We start from the raw sequence: 21,760 nt of genomic DNA, 5'->3' as shown, positions 1-21,760 counted from the left end.
TGCAACGAACGAGCCTCCTCCTACCTCTACCTTTCCGGCCTCGCTCCTGCTCCCCGGCTCCCGCGCCGCGCGGGCGTGATTCCGCTCAGTCTCCGCGAGATCGCCGCGGTCGTCGGCGGGACGGTCGAGGGCGACGGTGCCGTGACGGTGACCGCTCCGGCCGTGCTCGACGGTCGGCTGGCCGAGCCGGGTGGCATCTTCGTCGCCCTCGCCGGGGAGCGCGTCGACGGCCATGACTACGCCGGGCAGGCCGGCCGGGCCGGCGTGGTGGCCGTGCTCGGTTCCCGGCCCACGCCGCTGCCCACCGTCGTCGTCGAGGACGTGCAGGCGGCGCTGCAGGCGCTTGCCGCCCACGTCGTGGCCCGGCTGCGCCGGGGGCTGACCGTTGCCGGGCTGACCGGATCTCAGGGCAAGACCAGCACCAAGGACCTGCTGGCGGCCGTGCTTTCGAGTGCCGCGCCGACGATCGCCACGATCGGCTCGCTCAACAACGAGCTGGGGGTGCCGCTGACCATGCTGCGCGCCGACATGGGCACCCAGTTCCTCGTCCTTGAGATGGGAGCCCGCCGCGTCGGCGACATCGCCGCGCTCACCGGGCTGGTCGCGCCCGACATCGCCGTCGTCCTCAACGTCGGCCAGGCCCACCTCGGCGAGTTCGGCTCGCGCGGGGCCATCGCCAAGGCCAAGGGCGAGCTGGTCCAGGGGCTGGCGCCCGGCGGCACCGCCGTCCTCAACGCCGACGATCCGCGAGTCGCCGCGATGCGCTCGCTCACCGACGGTCCGGTGCTCACCTTCGGCCGGGCGGAGCACGCCGACGTGCGGGTGCTCGACCTGGCGCTGGACGAGCGCGGCCGGCCGTCCTTCACGCTGCGGACCGCCGACGCCTCGGCTCGCGTCGCGCTGCCGCTGCTGGGCGCCCACCAGGCGCTGAACGCGTCCGCTGCCGTGGCGGCGGGGCTGGCGGCCGGACTTCCCCTCGACGTCGCCGCGTCGGCGCTGGCCACCGCGTCGTTGTCGAAGTGGCGCATGGAGCCGCGCGACCTCGCCAACGGCGCGACGCTGCTCAACGACTCGTACAACGCCAACCCGGACTCCACCCGCGCCGCCCTGGACGCGCTGGCGGCGATCGAGGGCGGGCGCCGCATCGCCGTCCTCGGCGAGATGCTCGAACTGGGCGAGGAGAGCGACGCCGAACATCGTGCCGTCGGCGCGTACGCCGCCTCCCGGACCGACCTGGTGCTCGCGGTCGGCGAGGCCGCCCGGCCGATCGCCGACGGCGCGGGAGCGCGGGCGGTGGTGCTGGCCGGCAACGACGCCGCCGTCGACTGGCTGCGCGGCAACCTCGCCGCCGGCGATGTGGTGCTCGTCAAGGCCTCCCGCGGGGCGTGCCTCGACGAGGTCGCCGCCGCGCTCACGTAGCCGGGCGGGCGGGGCGAGCCGGGACGTCCGCGTCGCCGCGCTCTGGCAGGGGTTGACCGGGGTGGTCGTCGGCGTCGGGCAGGTCTCGCAGGAACCGGGACGACTTTCCGGCCGCGCCGATGTAGCCGCGGCGCCGGTAGAACTCGTGCGCGGCGCGCCGGTGATCCCCACTGGTGACCTCCATGCGGAGGCATCCGCGCGTGGCGGCGAAGGATTCCGCGGCGGCGACGAGTTGCGATCCGACGCCACGGCCGCGTGCGCGATCGGACACCACCAGGGCTACGATCCGGCCCCAGGCGCCGTCACGTTCGAAGAACGGGCATACGTGGACCGCGATGACCCCCAGCACGTCGTCGTCGGCCTCAGCCACATAGACCGCTCCGGACGGATCCTCGGCCCAGGTCTGGATACGGCTTGCCGTCGCCGCCCGGTCGTCCTGGCCGTCCTGGCCGTCCTGCGGATAGCCCAGCTGGCCCAGTAGCCCGTTGACGGCCGGGGCGTCGGCGCCGCGTGCCGATCGGATCTTCATGTTCATCGCGCCCACCGCCGCGGCTCAACCGGATGCCGGCTCATGTCCGCGCCCGCCGCCTGACGGACTCGCGCCGCCTCAGATAGAGGTCGAACGCCCGGTAGACCATCGGCCGCAGCGGCAGATCCCACTCGCCGACGTACCGTACGGCCTGACCGCCGGTGCCGGCCTTGAACTGGATCAGCCCGACGTGCGGATCGTCGGCGTCCAGGGTGGGGGTGATGCCGCGCAGGTCATAGACGTCGCAGCCGAGCGCCAGCGAGTCGCGGATCATCGCCCATTGGCAGGCGTTGGAGCCGCGCACCTCGCGTTTGCCGGTGGAGGAGGCGCCGTAGGCGTACACCGCGTGCCCTCCGACGCGGACCAGGATGGTGGCGGCGACCAGGTCGCCCTGGTGGCGGGCCAGGTAGAGCCTGATGCGCTCGGGGTCCTCGGCGCTCAGCGCCGCGAACATGGTCTCGAAGTAGCGCAGCGGCCGGGGTGTGAAGCGGTCGCGCTCGGCGGTGTGGACGTACAGGTCGTGGAACGCCTTCAGATCCTCCGGGCCCTCCCCGACCGTGACCTCGACACCGGCCTTGGCCGCCTTCTTGATGTTTCGGCGCCAGAGCTGGTTCATGCTCGTGAGCAGGTTGTCCTCGGTCCTGCCGGCCAGCGGGATCTCGTACTTGAACTGCGGATGCCCGGTCCCGAAGCCGTCCTCGGGGCTCTGCGGCAGCCAGCCGGCGTCCCTGAGCCGGGCGGTCACGCGGGCGCCGACCGGGTCCGCCCAGTTCCCGGACATCTCGGTGAGCCGCTTGACGCCCGGGTCGGCGATGCCCTCCTTGACCTGGCCGGCGCTCCAGGTGTCGGTACGCACCGGGGGGCCGAGCCGGATCGCGAACGCGCCGTGTGCCTTGAGACGGGCGGCCAGCGGGTCGAGCCACGCGTCGATCTCGCCGGTCCAGTCGACGGCCGGGCCCTCGGGCAGGTAGGCCAGCGTGAAGCGGTCGAGGCGCGGCACCGGGCGGTGCAGGACGAGCCCGGCACCGACCAGCTTCCGGCCGGCGAACCAGCCGAGGGACTCGCTGCGCCACTCGGTCTTGACGCGGCCCCACGCCGGGGTCTGCAGGAAGCTGACCGACCGTTGTTTCCGTACGAAAGCCAGGTGCTCGGCGGCGGTGATCGGCCCGACGGTCAGGCGCACGCCCGAGACCCCCGGCTCTTGTGGACGCGCGGTTCGACCCGGCTCGCTGGAGGACATGCAGCCAGTCAAGACAGCGCGGCGTTGCCGGTACGTATGTGGTTTTCGATATGCCGACGAAATGCTACCGGCAGGTAGGTAGGTAGCGTCGTGGGGTCACATGCGGTTTCCGATACGTGGACGATATGCACCGACTCGTAGCATGAGTGGCATGCGCGTTTTGATCGTTGAGGGCGAGACCAGTCCGGCAGAAGCCATCCGCCATGGCCTGGACCGTGGATAGGCGGCCTGGTCTGAGCGTTCGCGTCAAGCTCACGCTCAGCTACGCCGGGTTCCTCATGCTCGCGGGTGCCTTGCTGCTCTCCGCCATCGGCGTGTTTCTCCTGCGGGAAGGGTGGTTGCGAATCAACGAAGAGGGAGCATGGCGCGCAACTCCGGGCGTCTACTTCGTGCGCGGTTTCGCCCCCATGGCAGCCGCGGTCATGGTGTTTCTCCTGGTGTTCGGCCTCGTGGGGGGATGGATCCTCGCCGGCCGCATGCTCGCTCCCCTGTCGTGCATCACCGACGCCACCCGCATGGCCACGAACGGATCGCTCTCCCATCGGATCCGGCTGCCGGGCCGTAGGGACGAGTTCCGCGAACTCGCCGACGCCTTCGACGCGATGCTCGCCCGACTCGAAGCCCACGTCGCCGAACAGCAGAGATTCGCGGCCAACGCCTCGCACGAGCTGCGCACGCCACTTGCGATATCCAAGTCGCTCCTCGACGTGGCTCACAACGACCCGACACACGAGCCCGGCAAACTCGTCGACCGGCTGCGCAACGTCAACACCCGCGCCATCGACCTCACCGAGGCGCTCCTCGTGCTCAGCCGCGCGGAACAGGGGTCCTTCACCCGGGAACACGTCGACCTGTCCCTGCTCGCGGAGGAGGCCACCGAGACGCTGCTCCCGCTCGCCGAGGAGCGCGGTGTCACCGTCGACACCTCCGGTCACATCACCCCGGCTTTCGGGTCGGAGGCGCTCCTGCTGCAGTTGACCACGAACCTCGTGCACAACGCGATCGTCCACAATCTGCCGGAACAGGGAAGCGTCCGGGTGCGTACCGGCGTCCGCCACCACAGTGCGGTGCTCACCGTCGAGAACACCGGCGAAGAGATCCCCCCACGACTGGCCTCGACACTCACCGAACCGTTCCAGCGCGGCACCGAACGCGTCCACACCGACCACGCGGGCGGCGTCGGCCTCGGCCTGGCCATCGTCAAAACCATCACCCACGCACACCGCGGAACCCTCACCCTCGCCCCGCGCCCCGCCGGCGGGCTCTGCATCACCGTGGAACTGCCGCCGACGACCCCGCACACCAGCGGTTGACGCACCCGCGTTCCGGGTGGTGGCCGACGCGCGGTGCGAGGACCTGCGGGGCCGGCCGGCGGCGGCCGAGGGCGTCGCCCGTACGCTGCACACACAGCTCGCCGGCTGATCGACGCCGCCGGCGGCGAGGCCGACCCGGCGCGGAAATGAGGGGCACGATGAGTCCGGTGGCAGTCGAGGCGGCCCGCAGGCGTACGTTCGCGGTGATCAGCCACCCGGACGCGGGCAAGTCGACGCTGACCGAGGCGCTGGCGCTGCACGCGCACGCGATCACCGAGGCCGGCGCGGTGCACGGGAAGGCCGGGCGCCGCGGGGTGGCCTCCGACTGGATGGAGATGGAGAAGGCCCGCGGCATCTCCGTCACCTCCGCGGTCCTGCAGTTCGCCCACCGCGGCCACGTGCTCAACCTCCTCGACACCCCCGGGCACGCGGACTTCTCCGAGGACACGTACCGGGTGCTGGCCGCGGTGGACTGCGCGGTGATGCTCGTCGACGCGGCCAAGGGGCTGGAGGAGCAGACCCGCAAGCTGTTCGACGTCTGCCGGCACCGCGGCATCCCCGTGATCACCTTCGTCAACAAGTGGGACCGGCCGGGCCGGGAGGCGCTGGAGCTGCTGGACGAGATCGAGCGCGAGTTCCGCCTCAAGCCCACGCCGGTGACCTGGCCGGTGGGCATTGCCGGACGCCTGCGCGGCCTGATCGACGTACGCGACGACACGCACATGCTGCGCTATACCAAGGTCCCCGGCGGCGCCAGAGAAGCCCGCGAAGAACGGGTGCCGGCCGACCGGGCCGCCGCCGAGGAGGGCGCGGACCACGAGCAGGCGCGGGAGGAGATCGAACTCCTGGCGGCCGACGGCGCGGTGTACGACCGCGAGAGCTTCCTGGCGGGCAAGTCCACGCCGGTGTTCTTCGGCGCCGCGCTGTCCAACATCGGCGTACGGCTGCTGCTCGACGCCGTCGTCGACCTCGCCCCGCCGCCCCCGGACCGGCCGCTGGCGGGCGGCGGCAGCCGCCCGGTCGACGCGCCCTTCGCGGGGCTGGTGTTCAAGGTGCAGGCGAACATGGACCGCTCGCACCGCGACCGCGTCGCCTTCGTCCGCGTCTGCTCCGGCGTCTTCACCCGCGGCATGACGGTCACCCGCGCCGCGTCCGGCAGGCCGTTCGCCACCAAGTACGCCCACAGCGTCTTCGGCCAGGACCGCTCCTCGGTCGACGTCGCCTACCCCGGCGACGTCGTCGGCCTCGTCAACGCCGGCGCCCTGCGCGTCGGCGACACCCTCTACGACGGTCCGCGGGCGGTGTTCCCGCCGATGCCGACCTTCGCCCCCGAGCACTTCGCGGTGGCGCGGCCGGTCGACGTCGGCCGCACCAAGCAGTTCCGCCGCGGCATCGCGCAGCTGGACGAGGAGGGTGTGGTGCAGGTGCTGGTCTCCGACCGGCGCGGCGAGCAGGCGCCCGTGCTGGCGGCTGTCGGGCCGATGCAGTTCGACGTCGTCACCCACCGGATGGAGAACGAGTTCTCCGCGCCGCTGCGGCTGGAGACGCTGCCGTACCACCTGGCGCGGGCCACCGACGCGACCGGAGCCGAAGCGCTCAACGGCTCCAGGGTCGTACGCGGCGAGGCGCTGACCCGGCTCCGGGACGGCAGCGTGCTGGCGCTGTTCCCGGACCGCTGGCAGGCCAACTCCTTCGAGCGGGAGTTCCCCGGCTCCCGACTGGGCAACCTCGTCGCCGCCCACGAGTAGCGGCAGACGCCCGGCCGCGCGGACCGGCCACCAGAACACCTTCCAGCCGGACGGAGCCGGATGAGCACACGTTTCGAAGAGATCGACTGGCAGCCCACGCCGATGGGCGACATCAGCCTGCGCAGGCGCAGGGAGCCTGTCTCGGGTGCAGATGTCTACGAGATCAGGCTCGACGACGAGTTCCTGATGTCCAGCCTGTTCACCGCGGGCGAGGTCGCACTCGCCGAACTGGGCCTGGGGGAGCTGGCCGGCGCGGGGCTCGACGTCGTGGTGGGCGGCCTCGGTCTCGGCTACACCGCGCGCGCCGTGCTGCACGATCCGCGCGTGGACTGCCTGCTCGTCGTGGAGGCGCTCGGTGAGGTCATCGACTGGCACCGACGGCACCTGGTACCGATCGGCGCAGACCTGACCGGCGACGATCGCTGCCGGCTGATCCACGGCGACTTCTTCGCACTGGCCGGCGACGACCGCGGCTTCGACCCCGGGGCTCCCGGACGGCGCTTCCACGCCGTCCTGCTGGACATCGACCACTCCCCGGAGCACGTGCTGCACCCCGGGCACGCGGCCTTCTACCAGCCCGCTGGCTTGCGGAAGCTGGCCGACCGCCTCCACCCCGGCGGCGTCTTCGCACTGTGGTCCAACGACCCGCCGAGCCGGCGCTTCACCGCCGTTCTCGCCGAGGTCTTCCCGGAGTTCACCGGCCACGTCGTCACGTTCGACAACCCGCTGCAGGGCGGGACGGCGACGAACACCGTCTACGTGGCGCGTACCGCATCGGCGGCCCCGCAGGGGAATGACGCCGGGCCGTGAGCCTCAGGTCCTCTCGCCGAGCGCCTGCGTACGGGCCGGTGGGTGCGCGGTCTTCAGGGCGACCTCTCGGCGATCAGCAGGGCGTAGCCGAGGTGGCCGTCCGCGAGGGCGGTGCGGGCCGCGGTCAGCGCGGCGGGCGCGGCGTCGGCGTCGAGGTCGATGCCGGCGGCGGTGAGCCGGTCGGCGGCGGTGAGGCGGAGCAGGTTCAGGCGGGCCTCGATCTGGTCGACCATGCGGGACATGGCCGCGTCGTGGCGCTCGGTGCGTACGGTGCGCAGCCCAGCTCCGGCCAGGATCTCGGCGTACGCGGACGCCGGGCGGGCGTCGGCGATGCAGGCGATCCGCGCGGCCAGGCCGGTCAGCTGGGCCGGGAGCCGGTCGGGTGCGGCGGTGACGTCGCTGAGGCCGAGCCGTCCGCCGGGCTTGAGGACGCGGGCGAACTCGGCCGCCGCCCGCGCCTTGTCGGGGAACGTGCACAGCGCGCACTCGCAGACGACGGCGTCGAACGTGCCGTCCGGGTAGGGCAGGTGCTCGGCGTCGCCGGTGGTGAAGACGGCCGTGCCGGCGAGCCCGGCGGCCTCGGCGGCGCCCTGGGCGCGGGCGGTGCTGGCCGGTGCGTAGTCCACGCCGTCGACCCGGCAGCCGTAGGTGCCGGCGAGCAGGAGGGCGGTGGTGCCGCGGCCGGAGGCCACGTCCAGGACCCGGCTGTCCGGGCGCAGGTTCAGGTGGTCGGCGAGACGGCGGGTCAGGGCGGTGCCGCCGGGGTGGTAGGCGTCGCCGAGCAGGAGGGCGACGGCGTCGGAGGCGTACGCGTCGGCGCAGCAGGCTTTCAGCTCGTCGGCTCGGGTGGTGCCCGTGGTGCCCGCGGTGGCCGGGGCCGCGTCGCCGGTCATCGCCCGCCCTCCCCGGAGTCGCGTACGGGCACCGGAGGGCCGGCGGTCTTGGAGCCGTACGGGGTGTCGGTGAGCCGGCCGGCGAGCGGCAGCGCGTTGGGGGCGACGTCGGCCACGGGGACGCCGGACATCTGCGCGCGGATCTGCTCGCGGTAGCCGACGGAGTTGTACGCACAGAAGGGGATCAGCCGTCCGTCCGGCGTGATCTCCTCGACGCAGCACTTCATCAGCTGCTTGACGTTCAGGGTGTACGGATCCTGGAAGTCCTGCACCACGATCATGAACGCCTTGTCGCCCAGGTCCTTGACCGCCTCGGGCAGGTCGATGCCGCACGCGTCCGCGCAGTCCAGCGCCTCGGCGGTCGCGCGCAGCTTCTCCTCGGTGGTCGTGGTCCCCATGAACGCCGAGGCCGACCACAGCTTCTCCAGCGCCTCGCGGATCCCGGGGTCGGGCATGACGCGGTTGGTGACGTAGTCCAGGTAGTCCTCGACGTTCAGCAGCCGGGGGATGGGCACGACGGTGCGGTTGCCGGGCTCGCCGTCGACGAGCAGGTAGGTGATGGCGCGGCAGGTGGGGAAGCAGCAGGGGACGGGGAAGAAGTCGCCCTTCTGGAACCAGCCGGGCAACTGCTCCTCGACGAGGCGGATCACGTCGGGGTTGGTGAGCCGGTTCAGCGGGTCGAAGGGCACGTGCCGGCCGGCGTGGGTGACCGGCTGGAAGGCGACCGAGCGCACCGCGGGGTGGTCCACGCCGTACTCGATGATCGCGCCCAGCTCGTGCTCGTTCAGACCGCGTTCGATCGCGGCGACCAGCGTGACGGTGAGCCCGGCCGCCGCGCAGTTGTCCAGCGCCCGCTGCTTGAACGTGCGCAGGTCCCGGCCCCTGATCTCGGTGTGCGTCCGCTGGTCGAAGCCGTCGAACTGCAGGTAGACGTTCACCGACCGGCCCGGCACCTGGTTCCGTTTGCCCAGCTCGGCGACGAAGTTCTGGTCGGTGGCCAGGCGGATGCCGTTGGTGTTGAGGGTGACGTTCCTGATGGGGCGGGCCTGGGCGAGGTCGATGAAGTCGAGGATGTGCTTGTGGATGGTGGGCTCCCCGCCGGAGAACATCACCACCTCCGGCTCGCCTTCCGCGGCGACGAAGGTGTCGAGCATGGCCGCGCACTGCTCGTGGGTGATCGAGTATCCGTCCGGCTGGTGGCCGGAGTCGGCGAAGCAGATGGGGCAGTCCAGGTTGCAGCCGGTGTTGACCTCGATGATGCCCAGGCAGGCGTGCTGCTTGTGCTCCGGGCACAGGCCGCAGTCGGTCGGGCAGCCGTCCCGTACCTCGGTCTGGAAGGTCAGCGGGATGGTGCCGGGCTTGTTGAACCGGGCCGACGACAGGTACTCCTCCGCGTCGCCGTAGACCAGGGCCTCGAACTCGCCGTGCTCGCGGCAGCGCTTGCGCAGGTAGACCTTGTTCTCGCGGATGTTGACCTGGGCGTCCACGGGTGTCTTGCACAGCGGGCAGACGGACTTGGTGAACTCGATGAACACCTCCTCCCGGTCCCGCTTCGTCGTCCCGGCCGGGGCCTCGGTTGCCGCGTCCCGCCGGGCTGAGCCCGCGGTGGGGTCCACCGTCATCGCGTCCTCGCCTTCGTCGCAGTGCCGTCGTCGTCGATGGAGCGGTCGGAGCGTGTGCGATCGCCGTGCTCGTGCTCGTGCGTCTCGGTGACCCGGGCCCGGCGGACGCCGCGCAGGAGCAGGGCGGCGTACAGCAGGGTCAGCGCGTCCTGGGCCAGGACCACGGGGCCGAGCCGCTGGGTGAGGTAGCCCCCGAAGCAGCCGCAGTTGTCCACCGTCAGCCCGCGGGCGTACGCCTGCACCGCGAGCGCGCTCCACACCAGCGACACGGCCGTGTACGCCGCCACGGGAGCCAGGGCCGCCGAGCGCGGCCGGGCCAGGAACCACACCCCGCACCCCAGCTCGCCGGCGATCAGCAGCGCGGCCAGGGCGTGCGCGGCGGCGCCGTGCACCAGGTCGTACGCGCCGAGGATCTCCGCCATCTCACCGAAGGAGGCGAGCTGGCCGACGGCCATCGCCGTGTAGATCACGCCGAGCACGAGGCGTAGCACCATGCTCACTACGGTACGGGCCCGCAGGGGCGCGGGAACGGTGAGCGCGCGTACCGAGCCTGAACCGCGAGCGGTTCAGCGGCGGCCGGCCCGCCGCTCCGCCTCCGCGGTGACCGTGGCGAGGGAGGCGGCCACCGTGGCCTCCCACTGCTCGGCCACCGCCGCCCCCCACCGGTCTCCCAGCCACCACAGATCCGTGCCCATCTCGCCCTCGTACACCAACCGCGTCCTCCCCGACGGCTGCTCGACGAGGACGAAGGACTCGGTCACGTGCGGCACCGGGCCGCGCACGAGGCGGAAGTCGATGCGCTCGGGGCGGGTGAAGCGGACCGTCTCCACCGTCACCGCGGTCAGCCGCCCGCCCGCGACCGGCGTGAAGTGCTCGGCGAGCACCAGGTCGCTGCCGCGCTCCAGCACGTTGAGCTTGTCGCGCATCGCCCGCGGGGTGCGGCCCAGGTACGGGCCGGCCACCACGTCGAACACCACCTCGCGGGGCGCCGCGATGTCGGCGGTCTGCGGACCCAGTAGCCGCGTGCGCCGCCCCACCCCGACGTCGACCGGGGCGGCCCCGGTGACCAGCCCCAGCCAGCCGGCGGCCAGCCCGCCGCCGAGGCAGGCGGCGAGGGCCGCGTTCCGTGCCAGCCGAGTCCTCCGCGCCATGGCTCCTCCAGATCCTTCCCGGGTACCGCTGCCGCCGCCCACGCCGAGCCGTCCCGCCTGGGACCGGCGGCCGGGCACGGGCTTCACGGTACGACGCCGGGGCACACCGGCGGGCGCCCGACCGGTGTCCGCGCGTCAGGGTGGCCCGGTGGGGGTCCGGCGGGCGCGGAAGGCGGCGGCTTTGACGCGGCTCTGGCAGGCGGTGGAGCAGAACTGGCGGGCGGCGTTGCGGGAGTTGTCGACGTAGACGCGGTCGCAGCGCGGGGCCCGGCAGACGCCGAGGCGGCCGGCGAGGTCGCTGCCGACGGCGAGCGCGAGGGCGGTGGCGCAGCCGGCGCTCCAGCCGACGGCGAGGGTGTCGTCGGCGCCGTGGAAGTGGACCTGCCACGGCTCGCCCGGTACGCGGTCGAGCTGCGGGCGGGCGCCGGTGGTGCGCAGGAGGGCGTTGAGCTGATCGGCGGCGGAGTCGATGCGCTGCTCCTCCACGGCTTCGAAGACGGTCCGCAGCCGCTCGGCGGTGCGGGCGAGGTGGGCCGCCGCCGCGGGCTCGACCCGGGGTTCGCCGGGGAGGGCGGCGGTGACGGCCGCCGGCAGGTCGCCGGCGCGGGGTGCGGCGTACGGGCGACCGCGGGCGGAGCCGTCGGTGAGCGTGTTCACCAGGGCGGCGGACACGTCCAGCAGCGTCGCGACGTGACTGTCGAACATCACTTGACCGGTCACTCCTTCGGGTCTAGCTTCGTCACTGACATTATCCGATTCGCCAGTGACGGGACGGACGGGACGGTGCCGGGCGTGCGAGGTCTGCCGGGCGGGCAACGGTTGCCGCGTACGGTCTGGGTGCTGATCGCCGCCCGTGCCGTGAACCGCCTCGGGGCCTTCTCGCTGCCGTTCCTCGCCGTGCTGATCACGGCGCGGTACGAGGCCGCCCCCGGGACCGCGGGGCTGGTCGTCGCCGTCTTCGGGCTCGCCACGATTCCCTCGCGGCTCGTCGGCGGCCGGCTGGCCGACCGGCTCGGGCGGCGACGGACGATGGTCGTCGGGCTGGTGGGCTGCGCCGTGGCGCAGGCGGGGATCGCCGCGGCGCCGGACCTGGCCGTCGTCGTGGGGTTCGCGATGCTGCTCGGGCTGGTCTTCGAGCTGTACGAACCGCCGAGCCAGGCGATGATCGCCGACGCCGTGGGGGAGGCCGCGCGGGTGCGCGCGTACAGCCTGCTCAACGCCGCGCTCGCGGTGGCCGGCCTGGCCGCCGGGGTGCTCGCCGCCGGTCTTGGCCGGTGGGATCTGCGCTGGCTGTTCGTCGCCGACGCCGTCACCTGCCTTGCGTGCGCGCTCGTCGTACACCTCGCACTGCCGGCTGACCGCCCGCGGGAGGGCGGGCAGGGTCACGGCGGCGCCGTGGTCGCGCCGTGGCGTGACCGTACGCTCCTCGCGATGCTGTCCACGGGCACGCTGTTCGCCCTGGTCTACCTGCAGATCGCCGTCATGCTCCCCCTCGCGCTCGCCGACCGCGGCCTGGAGCCCGCCGACGCCGGTCTGCTGCTCGCCGTCTCGGCGCTGGCCATCGTCGCCGGCCAGCCGCTGCTGCGCCTGAGGCCGCTGTCCGGCTGGTCCGCTCCGGTCGCCTTCGCGGTCGGCGGCGTCCTGCTGGCCGCCGGTCTCGCCGGGTACGCGGTGGCCGACGGCCTCGGCGGCCACGTCGTCGCGACCGTCGTGTGGAGCCTGGGTGACCTGCTGCTGGTCGGGCGGGCCCTCGCGGTCGTCGCGAAGCTGGCGCCGCCCGGCGGCACCGGCCGCTACCTCGCCGTCTACGGCACCGGGTGGGGCATCGCCGCGGTTGCCGCACCGCTGCTCGGCACCCAGCTCCTCGACCGCGCCGGGGTCGCCGGGATGTGGTCCGTCATGGCCGGTCTGTGCGTGGTGCTGGCGGTCGTGCAGCCTGCTGTCGTACGGGCAGCCGCGGCCAGGCGGTTGCGGCTGCGCATCGCAAGCAGTTGATAAGTGCTTGCGTGCGCGCATGTGCACATAATGGAGTGGGCGCCACCGGCGTCGCCTGGTCCACCCGCGCCGGAAGGACGGAGTTCCGTGAGCGAGCAGCACCAGCACACCCACGCGTACGACCACGGCCACGCACACGACCGCGACCGTCAGCACGGCCACGACGGCCCGCCCCGTCGCCCGTCCCGCTGGCGGCACCGTGCGGCGCACGTCCTCACCCCGCACTCCCACGACGCGGCCGAAAAGACCGACTCCGCGCTGGAGTCCTCCGCCCGGGGCATGCGCGTGCTGTGGGTCTCGCTGGCCATGCTGGGCGCCACGGCCCTGGCCCAGGCGGTCGTCGTGGTCCTCTCGGGCTCGGTCGCGCTGCTCGGCGACACCGCGCACAACGCCGCCGACGCGCTGACCGCCGTACCCCTCGGCCTGGCCTTCGTCCTGGGCCGCCGCGCCGCCACCCGGCGCTTCACCTACGGCTACGGCCGCGCCGAGGACCTGGCGGGCATCGTCATCGTGCTGACCATCGCCGCCTCGGCCGCCTTCGCCGCCTGGACGGCGATCGACCGGCTGCTCGACCCGCGCGACGTCGCGTACCTGCCCGCGGTGGCGACCGCCGCGGTCGTCGGCTTCCTCGGCAACGAGTGGGTGGCCCGCTACCGCATCCGCGTCGGGCGCGAGATCGGCTCCGCCGCGCTGGTGGCCGACGGCCTGCACGCCCGCACCGACGGATTCACGTCGCTGGCCGTGCTCGTCGGCGCGGGCGGCGCGGCACTCGGCTGGCAGGCGGCCGACCCGGTCGTGGGCCTGCTGATCACCGCGGCGATCCTCTTCGTCCTCCGCGACGCCGGGCGCGAGGTGTTCCGCAGGATCATGGACGCCGTCGACCCCGCGCTGGTCGACACCGCCGAGGACGCGCTGCGCGGCGTGCCGGGCGTACGGGCCGTCGGCGAGCTGCGGCTGCGCTGGATCGGCCACCGGCTGCGTGCGGAGGTCGCCGTCGTGGTCGACGGCGAGCTGAGCGTGCGCGAGGCGCACGAGGTCGCGGTGGCGGCCGAGCACGCCCTGCTGCACGCGGCGCCGAAGCTCACCGCGGCGCTGGTGCACGCCGACCCCGCCCCGGTTCCCGGCCTGGCGGACCCGCACGCGGCACTGGCCCACCACGCGGCCCGGGCCGGCGCTCCGCGGCGTGCCGCGGAGGCATCGGCGGGGTAGCCGCGGACTGAGGAGCTACTGCCCCCGACACCTGCCCGGGAGGAGATGTGTCACAGCGTTCCGGCCGCGTCGTCCGGTTGGTCGCCGTTCCTGCCGCGGTGGCCGTGGCCTGGCGCTGGCGGGTCTGCTCATGGAGGACGGCCCCGAGGGCTACGTCGTCAGCACCCACGTCGCCCGTGCGCCGGTCGGCCGCTTCGCGGCCGTGGTGAGCTGGCGCGGTGGCCCGGAGCCGGAGCGGATCACGGCCCGGCTGCTGGCCGCCGTGCCGGAGCTGACCGCCGTCGACGGGGCCCTGGTCACCGAGGCGGCGCTGGCCCCCGGGGCGCTTGCCGCGGGCGGGGAGGCCCGGCGGCGGGCGGCGGGCCGGCTGGCCCGCTACCCCGGCCGGGCCGGAGTCGAGCGGCGTACGACACCCGCCGACGCGGTGGCCGTGAGCTGCCTCGATGCCGTGGAAGGGCTGGCCGGAGTCACCGTCACCCCGGACGCCGTCCTGGACGCGACCGGCTTCGCCCGCCCCACCTGGCGGGACGGCTGCTGCACGCTGCTGGTGCAGCGGGGCGCGGTCGGCGTTCTGGTGCCGTTCGAGGCCCGCAACCAGATCGCGTGCTGCGCGGACCACTGAGGCGACGGCCCGGCGGCCCGAGCGGCATCTGCGGGCGGGTCGGTCGGGACTGGTGCCGAAGAGCACGAGCGCCCCAGGAGCACTAGCCTGGGATTCAGTGATCGTGTCTTCATGGGAGAAGGCACGGCCGATGCCGGGGCCGCTCGCTGATATCCCTGTGCAACGGGGTGAGAGGCCGTGAACTCTCCGTACACCGTAGCGTTCGACAGCTTTGCCGGGTCCGGAACGAGCCGGCTCGGCGGCAAGTGCGCCGCGCTGGTCGCGATGACCCGGGTCGGCGTTCCGGTGCCGCCCGGGTTCGCGGTGACCACGGATGCCTTTGAGGCACAGCTCGACCGCGGAGGGTTGCGCCAGGCCGTCGACGACGCCCTCGCCGGGCTCACTGCTGATCCGGGCGCCGTGGCGGTGCGCGGCGCCGAGATCCGCGGCCTGGTGGGCGACCGGCCCGTGCACCCATCGGTCGCGTCGGCGGTGACGGAGGCGTACGAGAAACTCTGCCGGGCCGCGGCCGGCGGCGGCCCTGACACTGCGGTGGCCGTCCGATCGAGCGCCGAGCTGGAGGACCAGCCGGAGACGAGCTACGCCGGGCAGCACGACACGTTCCTGTGGATCCGGGGCGCCGGTGCCGTCCTCGACGCCGTTCGGCGCTGCTGGGCGAGCCTGTGGACCGACCGCGCGATCGCGTACCGCGCGGCCCGTGGGCTGCCGGAGCGAGGGCTGCGCATGGCGGTCGGGGTGCAGCAGATGGTCGATGCCCGTACCTCCGGCGCCGCCGCGACCGTCAACCCGGCGGACGGCGACCCCTCGAAGATCGTGGTGGAGGCGATCTGGGGACTGGGGCAGCTCATGGCGTCCGGCCAGGTGACCCCGGACGACTACGTGGTGGACAAGGTGCTGCTCACCACGACACGGACGACGGTGTCGCGGAAGCACCAGGAACTGGTCCCCGCCCCCGACGGGCGCGGGCTCGTACAGCGGGCGGTCGAGGAGGGCCGGCAGCGGATCCCCTGCCTGGCTCCGCAGGAGGTCGTCGAGATCGCCCGGCTGGCCAAGACCGCCGAACGGCACTTCGGCTTCCCGCAGCACATCGAGTGGGCCGTCGACCGCCACCCGAGCGCCGCCACGGGTGCGGGCACCGCCACGGGTACGGGCACCGCCACGGGCACGGGCACCGCTACAGGCACGGGCGCCGCCCCGGTGCTGCTCCAGTCGCGGCCCGAGACGGTCTGGAGCCGCCGGCCGAGGGCGCCCGCCCGGACCAGCCACGGCGCGGGCGCCGCCAGCATCGTCGACACCCTGCTCGGCACCGGGGATGAAGGGACCACGTCATGACGACGGCGTCGCGCACCGCGTTCCCGAGCCCTTACGAGATGCCCGCCCCGGCCGGCGCGGCGGGCTGGGAGCGGCTGTACCCGTACCACGTGCTCTTCCAGCCCTGGCGGCGTGCGGCCGAGGAGGGGCGGTTCTGGTTCCGCGACAGCCAGCACTGGCCCACTGTGGTGAAGCCGTTCGAGACGGTCGTCGTCGAGCTTGCGATGAAGGGCCTGAGCCAGTTCAACACCCGGCACTTCGTCATACCGCCCGCGTACGGCATCGCGTACCGCGTCCACCAGGGCTACGTCTATCTGAGCCCGGTGGACGTGCCGGAAAGCCGGATCCCCGCCCGCGTGCCGCAGTTCCTGGAACGCGCCGGGTACTACTACGCGCACTGGGACAGGCTGCTGGAGAACTGGAAGGGGAAGGTCCTCGGCATCATCCGGGAACTGGAGTCGATCAGCTTCACCGAGCTGCCGGAGGTCCAGCCGTACGAGGAGATCGAAGCGGGGGTCGGCCTGGATGCCACCGATGCCCTGCTCGGCGGGTACGACCGGCTCCTCGCCCTGTGCCACCGCGCCTGGCAGTACCACTTCGAGTTCCTGAACCTCGGCTACGCGGCCTACCTGGACTTCTTCCACTTCTGCAAGCAACGGTTCCCCGGCATCCCGGACCAGGGCATCGCGGCGATGGTGACGGGCGCGGAGATGGAGCTGTTCCGCCCGGACGACGAGCTCAAGAAGCTGGCCAAGCTCGCCGTCGCCCTGGGCGCCGACAGGGCACTGACCGTGCCCGATCCCGGGGAGCACACCCTGACCGCCGTCGCCCGCGAACCGCGCGGCCGTGACTGGCTCGACGCCTGGAACGCCGCCCGCGACCCCTGGTTCAACTTCACGTCGGGCAACGGCCTCTACAGCAGCGACCGGTACTGGCGGGACACCCTCTCGCTTCCCCTGGGGTACATCCGCGACTACATCCTGCGCCTGCGGCGGGGCCAGGCCATCGACCGGCCCCTCGCCGAACTCGTCGCCGAGCGCGAGCGGATCACCGGCGAGTACGCCGCGCTGCTCGACTCCCCGGAACGCGCCGACTTCGAGGCGAAGCTGGACCTCGCCCGCCAGGTCTACCCGTATGTGGAGAACCACAACTTCTACATCGAGCACTGGTCGATGGGCGTCTTCTGGCGCAAGTCCAGGGAGCTGTCCGCCCTGCTGTCCCGGGCGGGGTTCTGGCCCGGCGCGAACGACATGTTCTACCTCACGCGTGACGAAGTCCGGGCCGCGCTGTTCGACTACGCGTCCGGGTGGGCGATCGGCGTCGAGCCGGCCGGCCCCGGCCACTGGCCCCCGGAGGTGGCACGGCGCCGCCGGATCGTGGCCGCGCTCGCGCAGCAGCGCCCGGAACCCGCGCTGAACGCGCCTCCGGGAGACGTCACCGAGCCGTTCAGCGTCATGCTGTGGGGCATCACCGGCGAGCGGGTCCGGTCCTGGCTGGCAGCCCCGGGCGACCAGGGCGACCAGGGCGACCTGACCGGCATGGCCGCCTCGCCGGGCGTCGTCGAGGGCCCGGCCCGGGTGATCCACAGCCCCGACGAACTGGACCTCGTCCAGGAGGGGGAGATCCTCGTCGCGCCGGTCACCGCGCCGAGCTGGGGGCCGGTCTTCGGCAAGATCCGCGCGACCGTCACCGACATCGGGGGAGTCATGTCCCACGCCGCCATCGTCTGCCGCGAGTACCGCCTGCCCGCCGTCACCGGCACGGGCTCGGCGTCCACCCGCATCAGGACCGGCCAGCGGATCCATGTGGACGGCACGGCCGGCACCGTCACCCTTCTCGACTGAACCAGCTACGTACGACAGGAGACACCATGTCCTCCGACCGAGCGACCCGCGGGCCGCTGCCGCTGCCGGTGCTTCCGCTCGCCGCCTCGGAGATCCCCCCGAGCGACGCACTTCCCCGGCCCGCGCCGCTGACCGGCGCCCGGCGGGAGATATGGGACCGTGCCCTTCCGTACCTCGACGTACGGGACAACGCCGCCCATTCGCTGGGGGCCCACGCGCTGGCGTCCGCGCTGCTGAACGCGCTGCCGGGGGCGCGGGCGGACGTCGTGCTGCCCGCCGTGCTGCTGCACGACACCGGCTGGAAGATGGTCGACCCCGCGGACATCCTGCCCGCCATCGCCCAACGCTCCGGACCTGCCGCGCACGAGACGATACGCAGGCACGAGACCGAGGGAGCCGCCATCGCCGCCGGCATCCTCTCCGACATCGGCTACCCCGCACGGGACACCGAGCGGATCGTCGCCATCATCGACGGGCACGACACCCGCCGCGATGCCCTCGGCGTGGACGACGCCGTGGTCAGGGACGCCGACAAGCTGTGGCGACTGACCCCGCACGGTCTGCGCACCATCGGCGCGTGGTTCGCCCTGGACCGGGACCAGACGCTGCGGTTCGTGGGGGCGCACACCTATGACCGGCTGTTCACCGAACCGGCCCGTGCCGTCGCCGCCACCCTCGTCGCGCTGGTCCGCACCGACCTCGGCGACCAAGCCACGCGCCCCGAGCACCCTCCACCGCGGCGGGAAGGGGGTTCATCAGTTCGATTATTTAGGTTGATTATGGATATATCAGGCGTGATCCTTGGTGGCATGGACGCGCATCCGCCGCTCGGAGTGGTCGTGACCGACCCGGAGGGCCTGATCATCGGGTGGACGTCCGGAGCGGAGCGCCTGCTCGGGTATACCGACGCCGAGGCCCGTGGCCGGTCCGCGGCGGAGCTGCTGGACGCTCCCGCACTCGCGGGCGGGGAGCCGGCCCAGGGCAGTGAGCGGCACCCGGGCCTCGACGTACGTCACCGGGACGGGCACCGGCTGAGCGTGGCCGTCTCCCGGCACACCTTCGCCCCTGGGGCGTACGGCACCGGGGCAGGGTCCGGCAGCGTCCTGCTCATCGGCCCGCCGTCCGGGCCGGCGGCGGAGCGCCTGCGGCAGGCGCTGTCCGGCTGGGCACTGCAGGACTCGCCCCTGGCCCTGACGGTGTACGACACCGATCTGCGCTGCGTGTGGCAGAGCGCCGCGATGCAGCGCCTCTGCGGCCTGCCGGGCGAGGCGCGGCCCGGCCACCGGCTGACGGAGGTCTTCACCGGCTCCGACGCGGTGGAGTGGGAGGAACGGCTGCGGCTGGCCATGGCCACAGGGGAGGAGCAGGTCAGTGAGCTCAAGGGCACCCACCTGGCCGAAGCCCGGTCGCGCGTCCTCAGCGTCTCGGCGACGCCGCTGCGGGACGCGGAGGGTCGCATCGTCGGCGTCTGCACCCTCGTCAGCGACGTGACCGAGAGGCGTCGGGCCCGCGAGCGGCTCTCCCTGCTGAACGACGCGAGCCTGCGCATCGGCAGCACCCTCGACATCGCACAGACCGCACGGGAGCTCACTGAGGTGACCGTGCCCAGGCTCACCGACGTCGCCCGCGTGGACCTGCTGGAGGTCATCCTCAGGGGCGACGAACCCGCTCCGGGGCCGCTGGCCGGCCCCGTGCGGCTGCGCCGCATCGCGGAACTGACCCTGGCCGAGGGGGTCACCACGGCACAGCACACCGCCGGCGAAGCCGACGTCTACCTCGAGAACTCACCGGCCGCCCTGTGCCTGGCCACCGGCCGGTCCGCGCTGTACCGGACCAATGACGAACCGCCGATCCGCAGCTATATCGACCAGAGCCCCGAGCGGCAGGCGAAGGTCCGGCGGCTCGGGACGCACTCCTGGATGCTCGTCCCGGTGAAGGCCAGGGGTACGACACTCGGCGTGGTGTGGTTCACCCGCACCCGGGAGACACCCGAGAGCTTCGGGGCGGACGACCTCTCCCTCGCCGAGGACCTGGTGGCGAGGGCGGCGGTCTGCCTGGACAACGCCCGGCGCTTCACCCGCGAACGCGTTGCGGCTCTCACTCTGCAGCGCAGCCTGCTGCCGCGGCGGATGCCGGAGCTGTCGGCGGTGGACATCGCCTCCCGCTACCTCCCCGCCGCACAGCGTTCCGGCGTGGGCGGCGACTGGTTCGACGTGATCGGGCTCTCCGGAGCCAGGGTCGCGCTGGTGGTCGGCGACGTGGTCGGGCACGGCATCCTCGCGGCCGCCACGATGGGACGGCTGCGTACCGCAGTACGCACCCTCGCCGATGTCGACCTCGCTCCCGAGGAACTGCTCACCCGCCTCGACGACCTGGTCATCCGGCTGTCGGCGGAGTCCGGTGCCGACGCGGAGCCGCTGGGAGCGCAGGTCGCCGCGGACATCGGGGCCACCTGCCTGTACGCGGTGTACGACCCGGTCTCCAGGCGCTGCTCCATGGCACTCGCCGGTCACCCCCCGCCCGTCGTCGTACGCCCGGACGGCACCGCCGGGTTCCTGGACGTCCCCGTAGGACCGCCGCTCGGACTGGGCGGGCTGCCGTTCGAACCGGCGCACGTCACCCTCTCGGAGGGCAGCCTGCTCGCCCTCTACACCGACGGCCTGATCCATGCTCGCCACCGTGACATCGGGGAGGGACTCGACGCCCTGCGGGGGGCACTGGCCGCGCCGCCGGACTCGCTGGACTCGCTGGACTCGCTGTGCGACCACGTCGTACGCACGATGCTGCCCGACCACTCCGCCGACGATGCCGCCCTGCTCCTGGTGCGGTCCCGGGCCCTGGACAGCGGCAGGGTCGCCGTGTGGGACGTGGACGCCGAAGCCGCCGCCGTGGCGCGGGTGCGGTCGGACGCCGTCCGCGTCCTTGACGAGTGGGGACTGGAAGAGGCCGCGTTCGTCACCGAACTGGTGGTCAGTGAACTGGTCACGAACGCCCTCCGGTACGGTGACCCGCCGATCCAACTGCGGCTGATCCACGACCGCATGCTGATCTGCGAGGTCTCCGACTCCAGCAACACCGCACCGCATCTGCGGCGGGCCCGGGTGCTGGACGAGGGCGGCCGGGGCCTGTTGCTGGTCGCACAGCTCACGGAGCGCTGGGGCACCCGGCAGACGGCCGCGGGCAAGACGATCTGGTGCGAGCAGCCCCTGACCCCGGCCGGCGCCCCGCTCCCTCTCCGGAGGGAAACGCCGCCACCTGATCACGCCGTATTCGGCCCCCGGGCGGACTGAGCGGTTCCGGGTTCCGGCTACGCCGGATTCACGAAGGCGTCGATGGCCGAGGCGTCCAACAGCCGACCGTTGCCCCGGGGCCCCACGTGGAGAAAGACCTCAGCCGTACGGTGCAGCGCTACGGTGAGGCTGTGAGCACCTGGGATCCAGCCGCGCTGGAGGCGTTGGTCGAAGAGGCCACAGCCGACCGGACCTGCCGCGGGGAGCAGAGACCACCTTGTGCGCATACCGCAGTATGTTTGTCGCTATGGCTGACACCACGCGCATCACGGTGACGCTCCCCACCGAGCAGGTGGCGGAGCTGAAGAAGATCACGGACAACATCTCCGGCTACGTGGCCGAAGCAGTCGCCAGACAGATCCGGCACCAGCTTCTGGGGGCCGAGCTGCGCAGCCACACAGACGAGCACGGGGACTTCAGTGAAGAAGAGCTGGCTGAGGCGCGGGCACGGATCTTCGGTACGACGCAGGCCGCCGGCGGCGCGAGCGCTGCGTGAGCGGGCACGTGGAGACTGTTGTCCTGGACAGTGAGGGGCTGTCGCGGCGCAACTACTCAAGGGCGCCGGTCTGCACGGACACAAGTACGCGATCGACGCCACCCTCGCGGAAGCGGCCTTGCGTCAGCCTGGCCCGGTCGCCATCCTCACGTCGGATGTCGATGACATGACCCGGCTGTGCGGCAGCAAGGTCCGGTTGATCGGGCTGTGACCATGACATGCCCCGTGACCTGAGCTTGCTTCGCTTGGAAGCGGAGTTTGATCTCAG

At 72.8% G+C, this 21,760-nt stretch carries 18 protein-coding genes and 1 pseudogene; 12 read left to right on the top strand and 7 right to left on the bottom strand.

The features are described from left to right. Positions 1-75: 75 nt before the first annotated feature. On the top strand, positions 76-1,419 hold the full coding sequence (locus T328_RS22395; RefSeq protein WP_496498058.1) for a UDP-N-acetylmuramoyl-tripeptide--D-alanyl-D-alanine ligase: 1,344 nt from the start codon (positions 76-78) through the stop codon (positions 1,417-1,419). On the opposite strand, the gene T328_RS22390 is transcribed toward T328_RS22395, so the two are convergent. Next, positions 1,412-1,954: a GNAT family N-acetyltransferase gene (locus T328_RS22390; RefSeq protein ID WP_496497914.1), complete on the bottom strand. Its 543-nt coding sequence runs from the start codon at positions 1,952-1,954 to the stop codon at positions 1,412-1,414. The genes T328_RS22395 and T328_RS22390 overlap by 8 nt on opposite strands. Before the next feature lie 34 nt (positions 1,955-1,988). Further along, complete coding sequence (locus T328_RS22385; protein WP_496497913.1) at positions 1,989-3,188, bottom strand: lipid II:glycine glycyltransferase FemX; 1,200 nt, start codon at positions 3,186-3,188, stop codon at positions 1,989-1,991. Between the two features lie 215 nt (positions 3,189-3,403). Between T328_RS22385 and T328_RS22380 the strand changes: the two genes are divergently transcribed. From T328_RS22380 to T328_RS22370, 3 genes are all read left to right on the top strand, one after another. Further along, positions 3,404-4,501 carry a sensor histidine kinase gene (locus tag T328_RS22380; RefSeq protein WP_496498057.1) on the top strand — a complete coding sequence of 366 codons (1,098 nt, stop codon included), beginning with the start codon at positions 3,404-3,406 and terminating at the stop codon, positions 4,499-4,501. Between the two features lie 158 nt (positions 4,502-4,659). Continuing rightward, positions 4,660-6,249: a peptide chain release factor 3 gene (locus T328_RS22375; protein WP_496497912.1), complete on the top strand. Its 1,590-nt coding sequence runs from the start codon at positions 4,660-4,662 to the stop codon at positions 6,247-6,249. 60 nt (positions 6,250-6,309) lie between these two features. Next, positions 6,310-7,059 carry a polyamine aminopropyltransferase gene (locus tag T328_RS22370; protein ID WP_496497911.1) on the top strand — a complete coding sequence of 250 codons (750 nt, stop codon included), beginning with the start codon at positions 6,310-6,312 and terminating at the stop codon, positions 7,057-7,059. A gap of 53 nt (positions 7,060-7,112) precedes the next feature. Here T328_RS22370 and T328_RS22365 read toward each other — a convergent pair whose 3' ends face one another. The 5 genes from T328_RS22365 to T328_RS22345 all read right to left on the bottom strand — a co-directional run bounded on the left by T328_RS22365 (position 7,113) and on the right by T328_RS22345 (position 11,430). Beyond that, positions 7,113-7,952, bottom strand: a complete 840-nt coding sequence (locus T328_RS22365) for a class I SAM-dependent methyltransferase (RefSeq protein ID WP_496497910.1) — start codon at positions 7,950-7,952, stop codon at positions 7,113-7,115. Further along, positions 7,949-9,574, bottom strand: a complete 1,626-nt coding sequence (locus T328_RS22360) for a radical SAM protein (protein ID WP_496497909.1) — start codon at positions 9,572-9,574, stop codon at positions 7,949-7,951. The genes T328_RS22365 and T328_RS22360 overlap by 4 nt, the downstream gene beginning before the upstream one ends. Beyond that, a complete protein-coding gene (locus T328_RS22355; RefSeq protein ID WP_496497908.1) occupies positions 9,571-10,068 on the bottom strand; it encodes a MauE/DoxX family redox-associated membrane protein in 498 nt (165 codons plus the stop codon). The genes T328_RS22360 and T328_RS22355 overlap by 4 nt, the downstream gene beginning before the upstream one ends. A 72-nt stretch (positions 10,069-10,140) precedes the next feature. After that, the gene (locus T328_RS22350; protein ID WP_496497907.1) at positions 10,141-10,725 is read right to left on the bottom strand and encodes an SRPBCC family protein; all 585 of its coding nucleotides are present in this window, start codon (positions 10,723-10,725) and stop codon (positions 10,141-10,143) included. A gap of 135 nt (positions 10,726-10,860) precedes the next feature. Then, positions 10,861-11,430, bottom strand: coding sequence for a CGNR zinc finger domain-containing protein (locus T328_RS22345; RefSeq protein WP_496497906.1), 570 nt, complete (start codon positions 11,428-11,430; stop codon positions 10,861-10,863). A gap of 87 nt (positions 11,431-11,517) precedes the next feature. On the opposite strand from T328_RS22345, the gene T328_RS22340 reads away from it, so the two are divergent. The 8 genes and pseudogenes from T328_RS22340 to T328_RS22305 all read left to right on the top strand — a co-directional run. Continuing rightward, positions 11,518-12,720, top strand: coding sequence for an MFS transporter (locus T328_RS22340; RefSeq protein WP_496497905.1), 1,203 nt, complete (start codon positions 11,518-11,520; stop codon positions 12,718-12,720). An 87-nt stretch (positions 12,721-12,807) separates the two neighbouring features. Further along, positions 12,808-13,929 carry a cation diffusion facilitator family transporter gene (locus tag T328_RS22335; RefSeq protein ID WP_496497904.1) on the top strand — a complete coding sequence of 374 codons (1,122 nt, stop codon included), beginning with the start codon at positions 12,808-12,810 and terminating at the stop codon, positions 13,927-13,929. A 130-nt stretch (positions 13,930-14,059) separates the two neighbouring features. After that, a complete protein-coding gene (locus T328_RS22330; protein ID WP_496497903.1) occupies positions 14,060-14,551 on the top strand; it encodes a hypothetical protein in 492 nt (163 codons plus the stop codon). 177 nt (positions 14,552-14,728) lie between these two features. After that, entirely contained in the window at positions 14,729-15,883 is a 1,155-nt protein-coding gene (locus T328_RS22325; RefSeq protein WP_496497902.1) for a PEP/pyruvate-binding domain-containing protein, read from the top strand. Beyond that, the gene (locus tag T328_RS22320; protein ID WP_496497901.1) at positions 15,880-17,706 is read left to right on the top strand and encodes a PEP-utilizing enzyme; all 1,827 of its coding nucleotides are present in this window, start codon (positions 15,880-15,882) and stop codon (positions 17,704-17,706) included. Before T328_RS22325 ends, T328_RS22320 begins: the two co-directional genes overlap by 4 nt. A 26-nt stretch (positions 17,707-17,732) precedes the next feature. Further along, positions 17,733-20,996: a SpoIIE family protein phosphatase gene (locus tag T328_RS22315; RefSeq protein ID WP_496497900.1), complete on the top strand. Its 3,264-nt coding sequence runs from the start codon at positions 17,733-17,735 to the stop codon at positions 20,994-20,996. A 247-nt stretch (positions 20,997-21,243) separates the two neighbouring features. Continuing rightward, positions 21,244-21,492, top strand: a complete 249-nt coding sequence (locus tag T328_RS22310; RefSeq protein WP_496497899.1) for a hypothetical protein — start codon at positions 21,244-21,246, stop codon at positions 21,490-21,492. A 43-nt stretch (positions 21,493-21,535) separates the two neighbouring features. Next, a pseudogene (locus T328_RS22305) lies at positions 21,536-21,703 on the top strand (DNA-binding protein); the annotation flags it as partial. Positions 21,704-21,760: the final 57 nt, after the last annotated feature.

It is taken from the genome of Streptomyces sp. CNX435 (genome assembly GCF_059570575.1).
This window is presented reverse-complemented; position numbering and strand designations above follow the sequence as displayed.

Bases quoted from the DNA above. Each gene is read 5' to 3' on its own strand.
- T328_RS22330 (WP_496497903.1), top strand. From the start codon at position 14,060: ATGGAGGACGGCCCCGAGGGCTACGTCGTCAGCACCCACGTCGCCCGT.
- T328_RS22350 (WP_496497907.1), bottom strand. From the start codon at position 10,725: ATGGCGCGGAGGACTCGGCTGGCACGGAACGCGGCCCTCGCCGCCTGC.
- T328_RS22345 (WP_496497906.1), bottom strand. From the start codon at position 11,430: ATGTTCGACAGTCACGTCGCGACGCTGCTGGACGTGTCCGCCGCCCTG.
- T328_RS22365 (WP_496497910.1), bottom strand. From the start codon at position 7,952: ATGACCGGCGACGCGGCCCCGGCCACCGCGGGCACCACGGGCACCACC.
- T328_RS22360 (WP_496497909.1), bottom strand. From the start codon at position 9,574: ATGACGGTGGACCCCACCGCGGGCTCAGCCCGGCGGGACGCGGCAACC.
- T328_RS22390 (WP_496497914.1), bottom strand. From the start codon at position 1,954: ATGAACATGAAGATCCGATCGGCACGCGGCGCCGACGCCCCGGCCGTC.
- T328_RS22385 (WP_496497913.1), bottom strand. From the start codon at position 3,188: ATGTCCTCCAGCGAGCCGGGTCGAACCGCGCGTCCACAAGAGCCGGGG.
- T328_RS22315 (WP_496497900.1), top strand. From the start codon at position 17,733: ATGTCCTCCGACCGAGCGACCCGCGGGCCGCTGCCGCTGCCGGTGCTT.
- T328_RS22355 (WP_496497908.1), bottom strand. From the start codon at position 10,068: ATGGTGCTACGCCTCGTGCTCGGCGTGATCTACACGGCGATGGCCGTC.
- T328_RS22370 (WP_496497911.1), top strand. From the start codon at position 6,310: ATGAGCACACGTTTCGAAGAGATCGACTGGCAGCCCACGCCGATGGGC.
- T328_RS22320 (WP_496497901.1), top strand. From the start codon at position 15,880: ATGACGACGGCGTCGCGCACCGCGTTCCCGAGCCCTTACGAGATGCCC.
- T328_RS22310 (WP_496497899.1), top strand. From the start codon at position 21,244: ATGGCTGACACCACGCGCATCACGGTGACGCTCCCCACCGAGCAGGTG.
- T328_RS22375 (WP_496497912.1), top strand. From the start codon at position 4,660: ATGAGTCCGGTGGCAGTCGAGGCGGCCCGCAGGCGTACGTTCGCGGTG.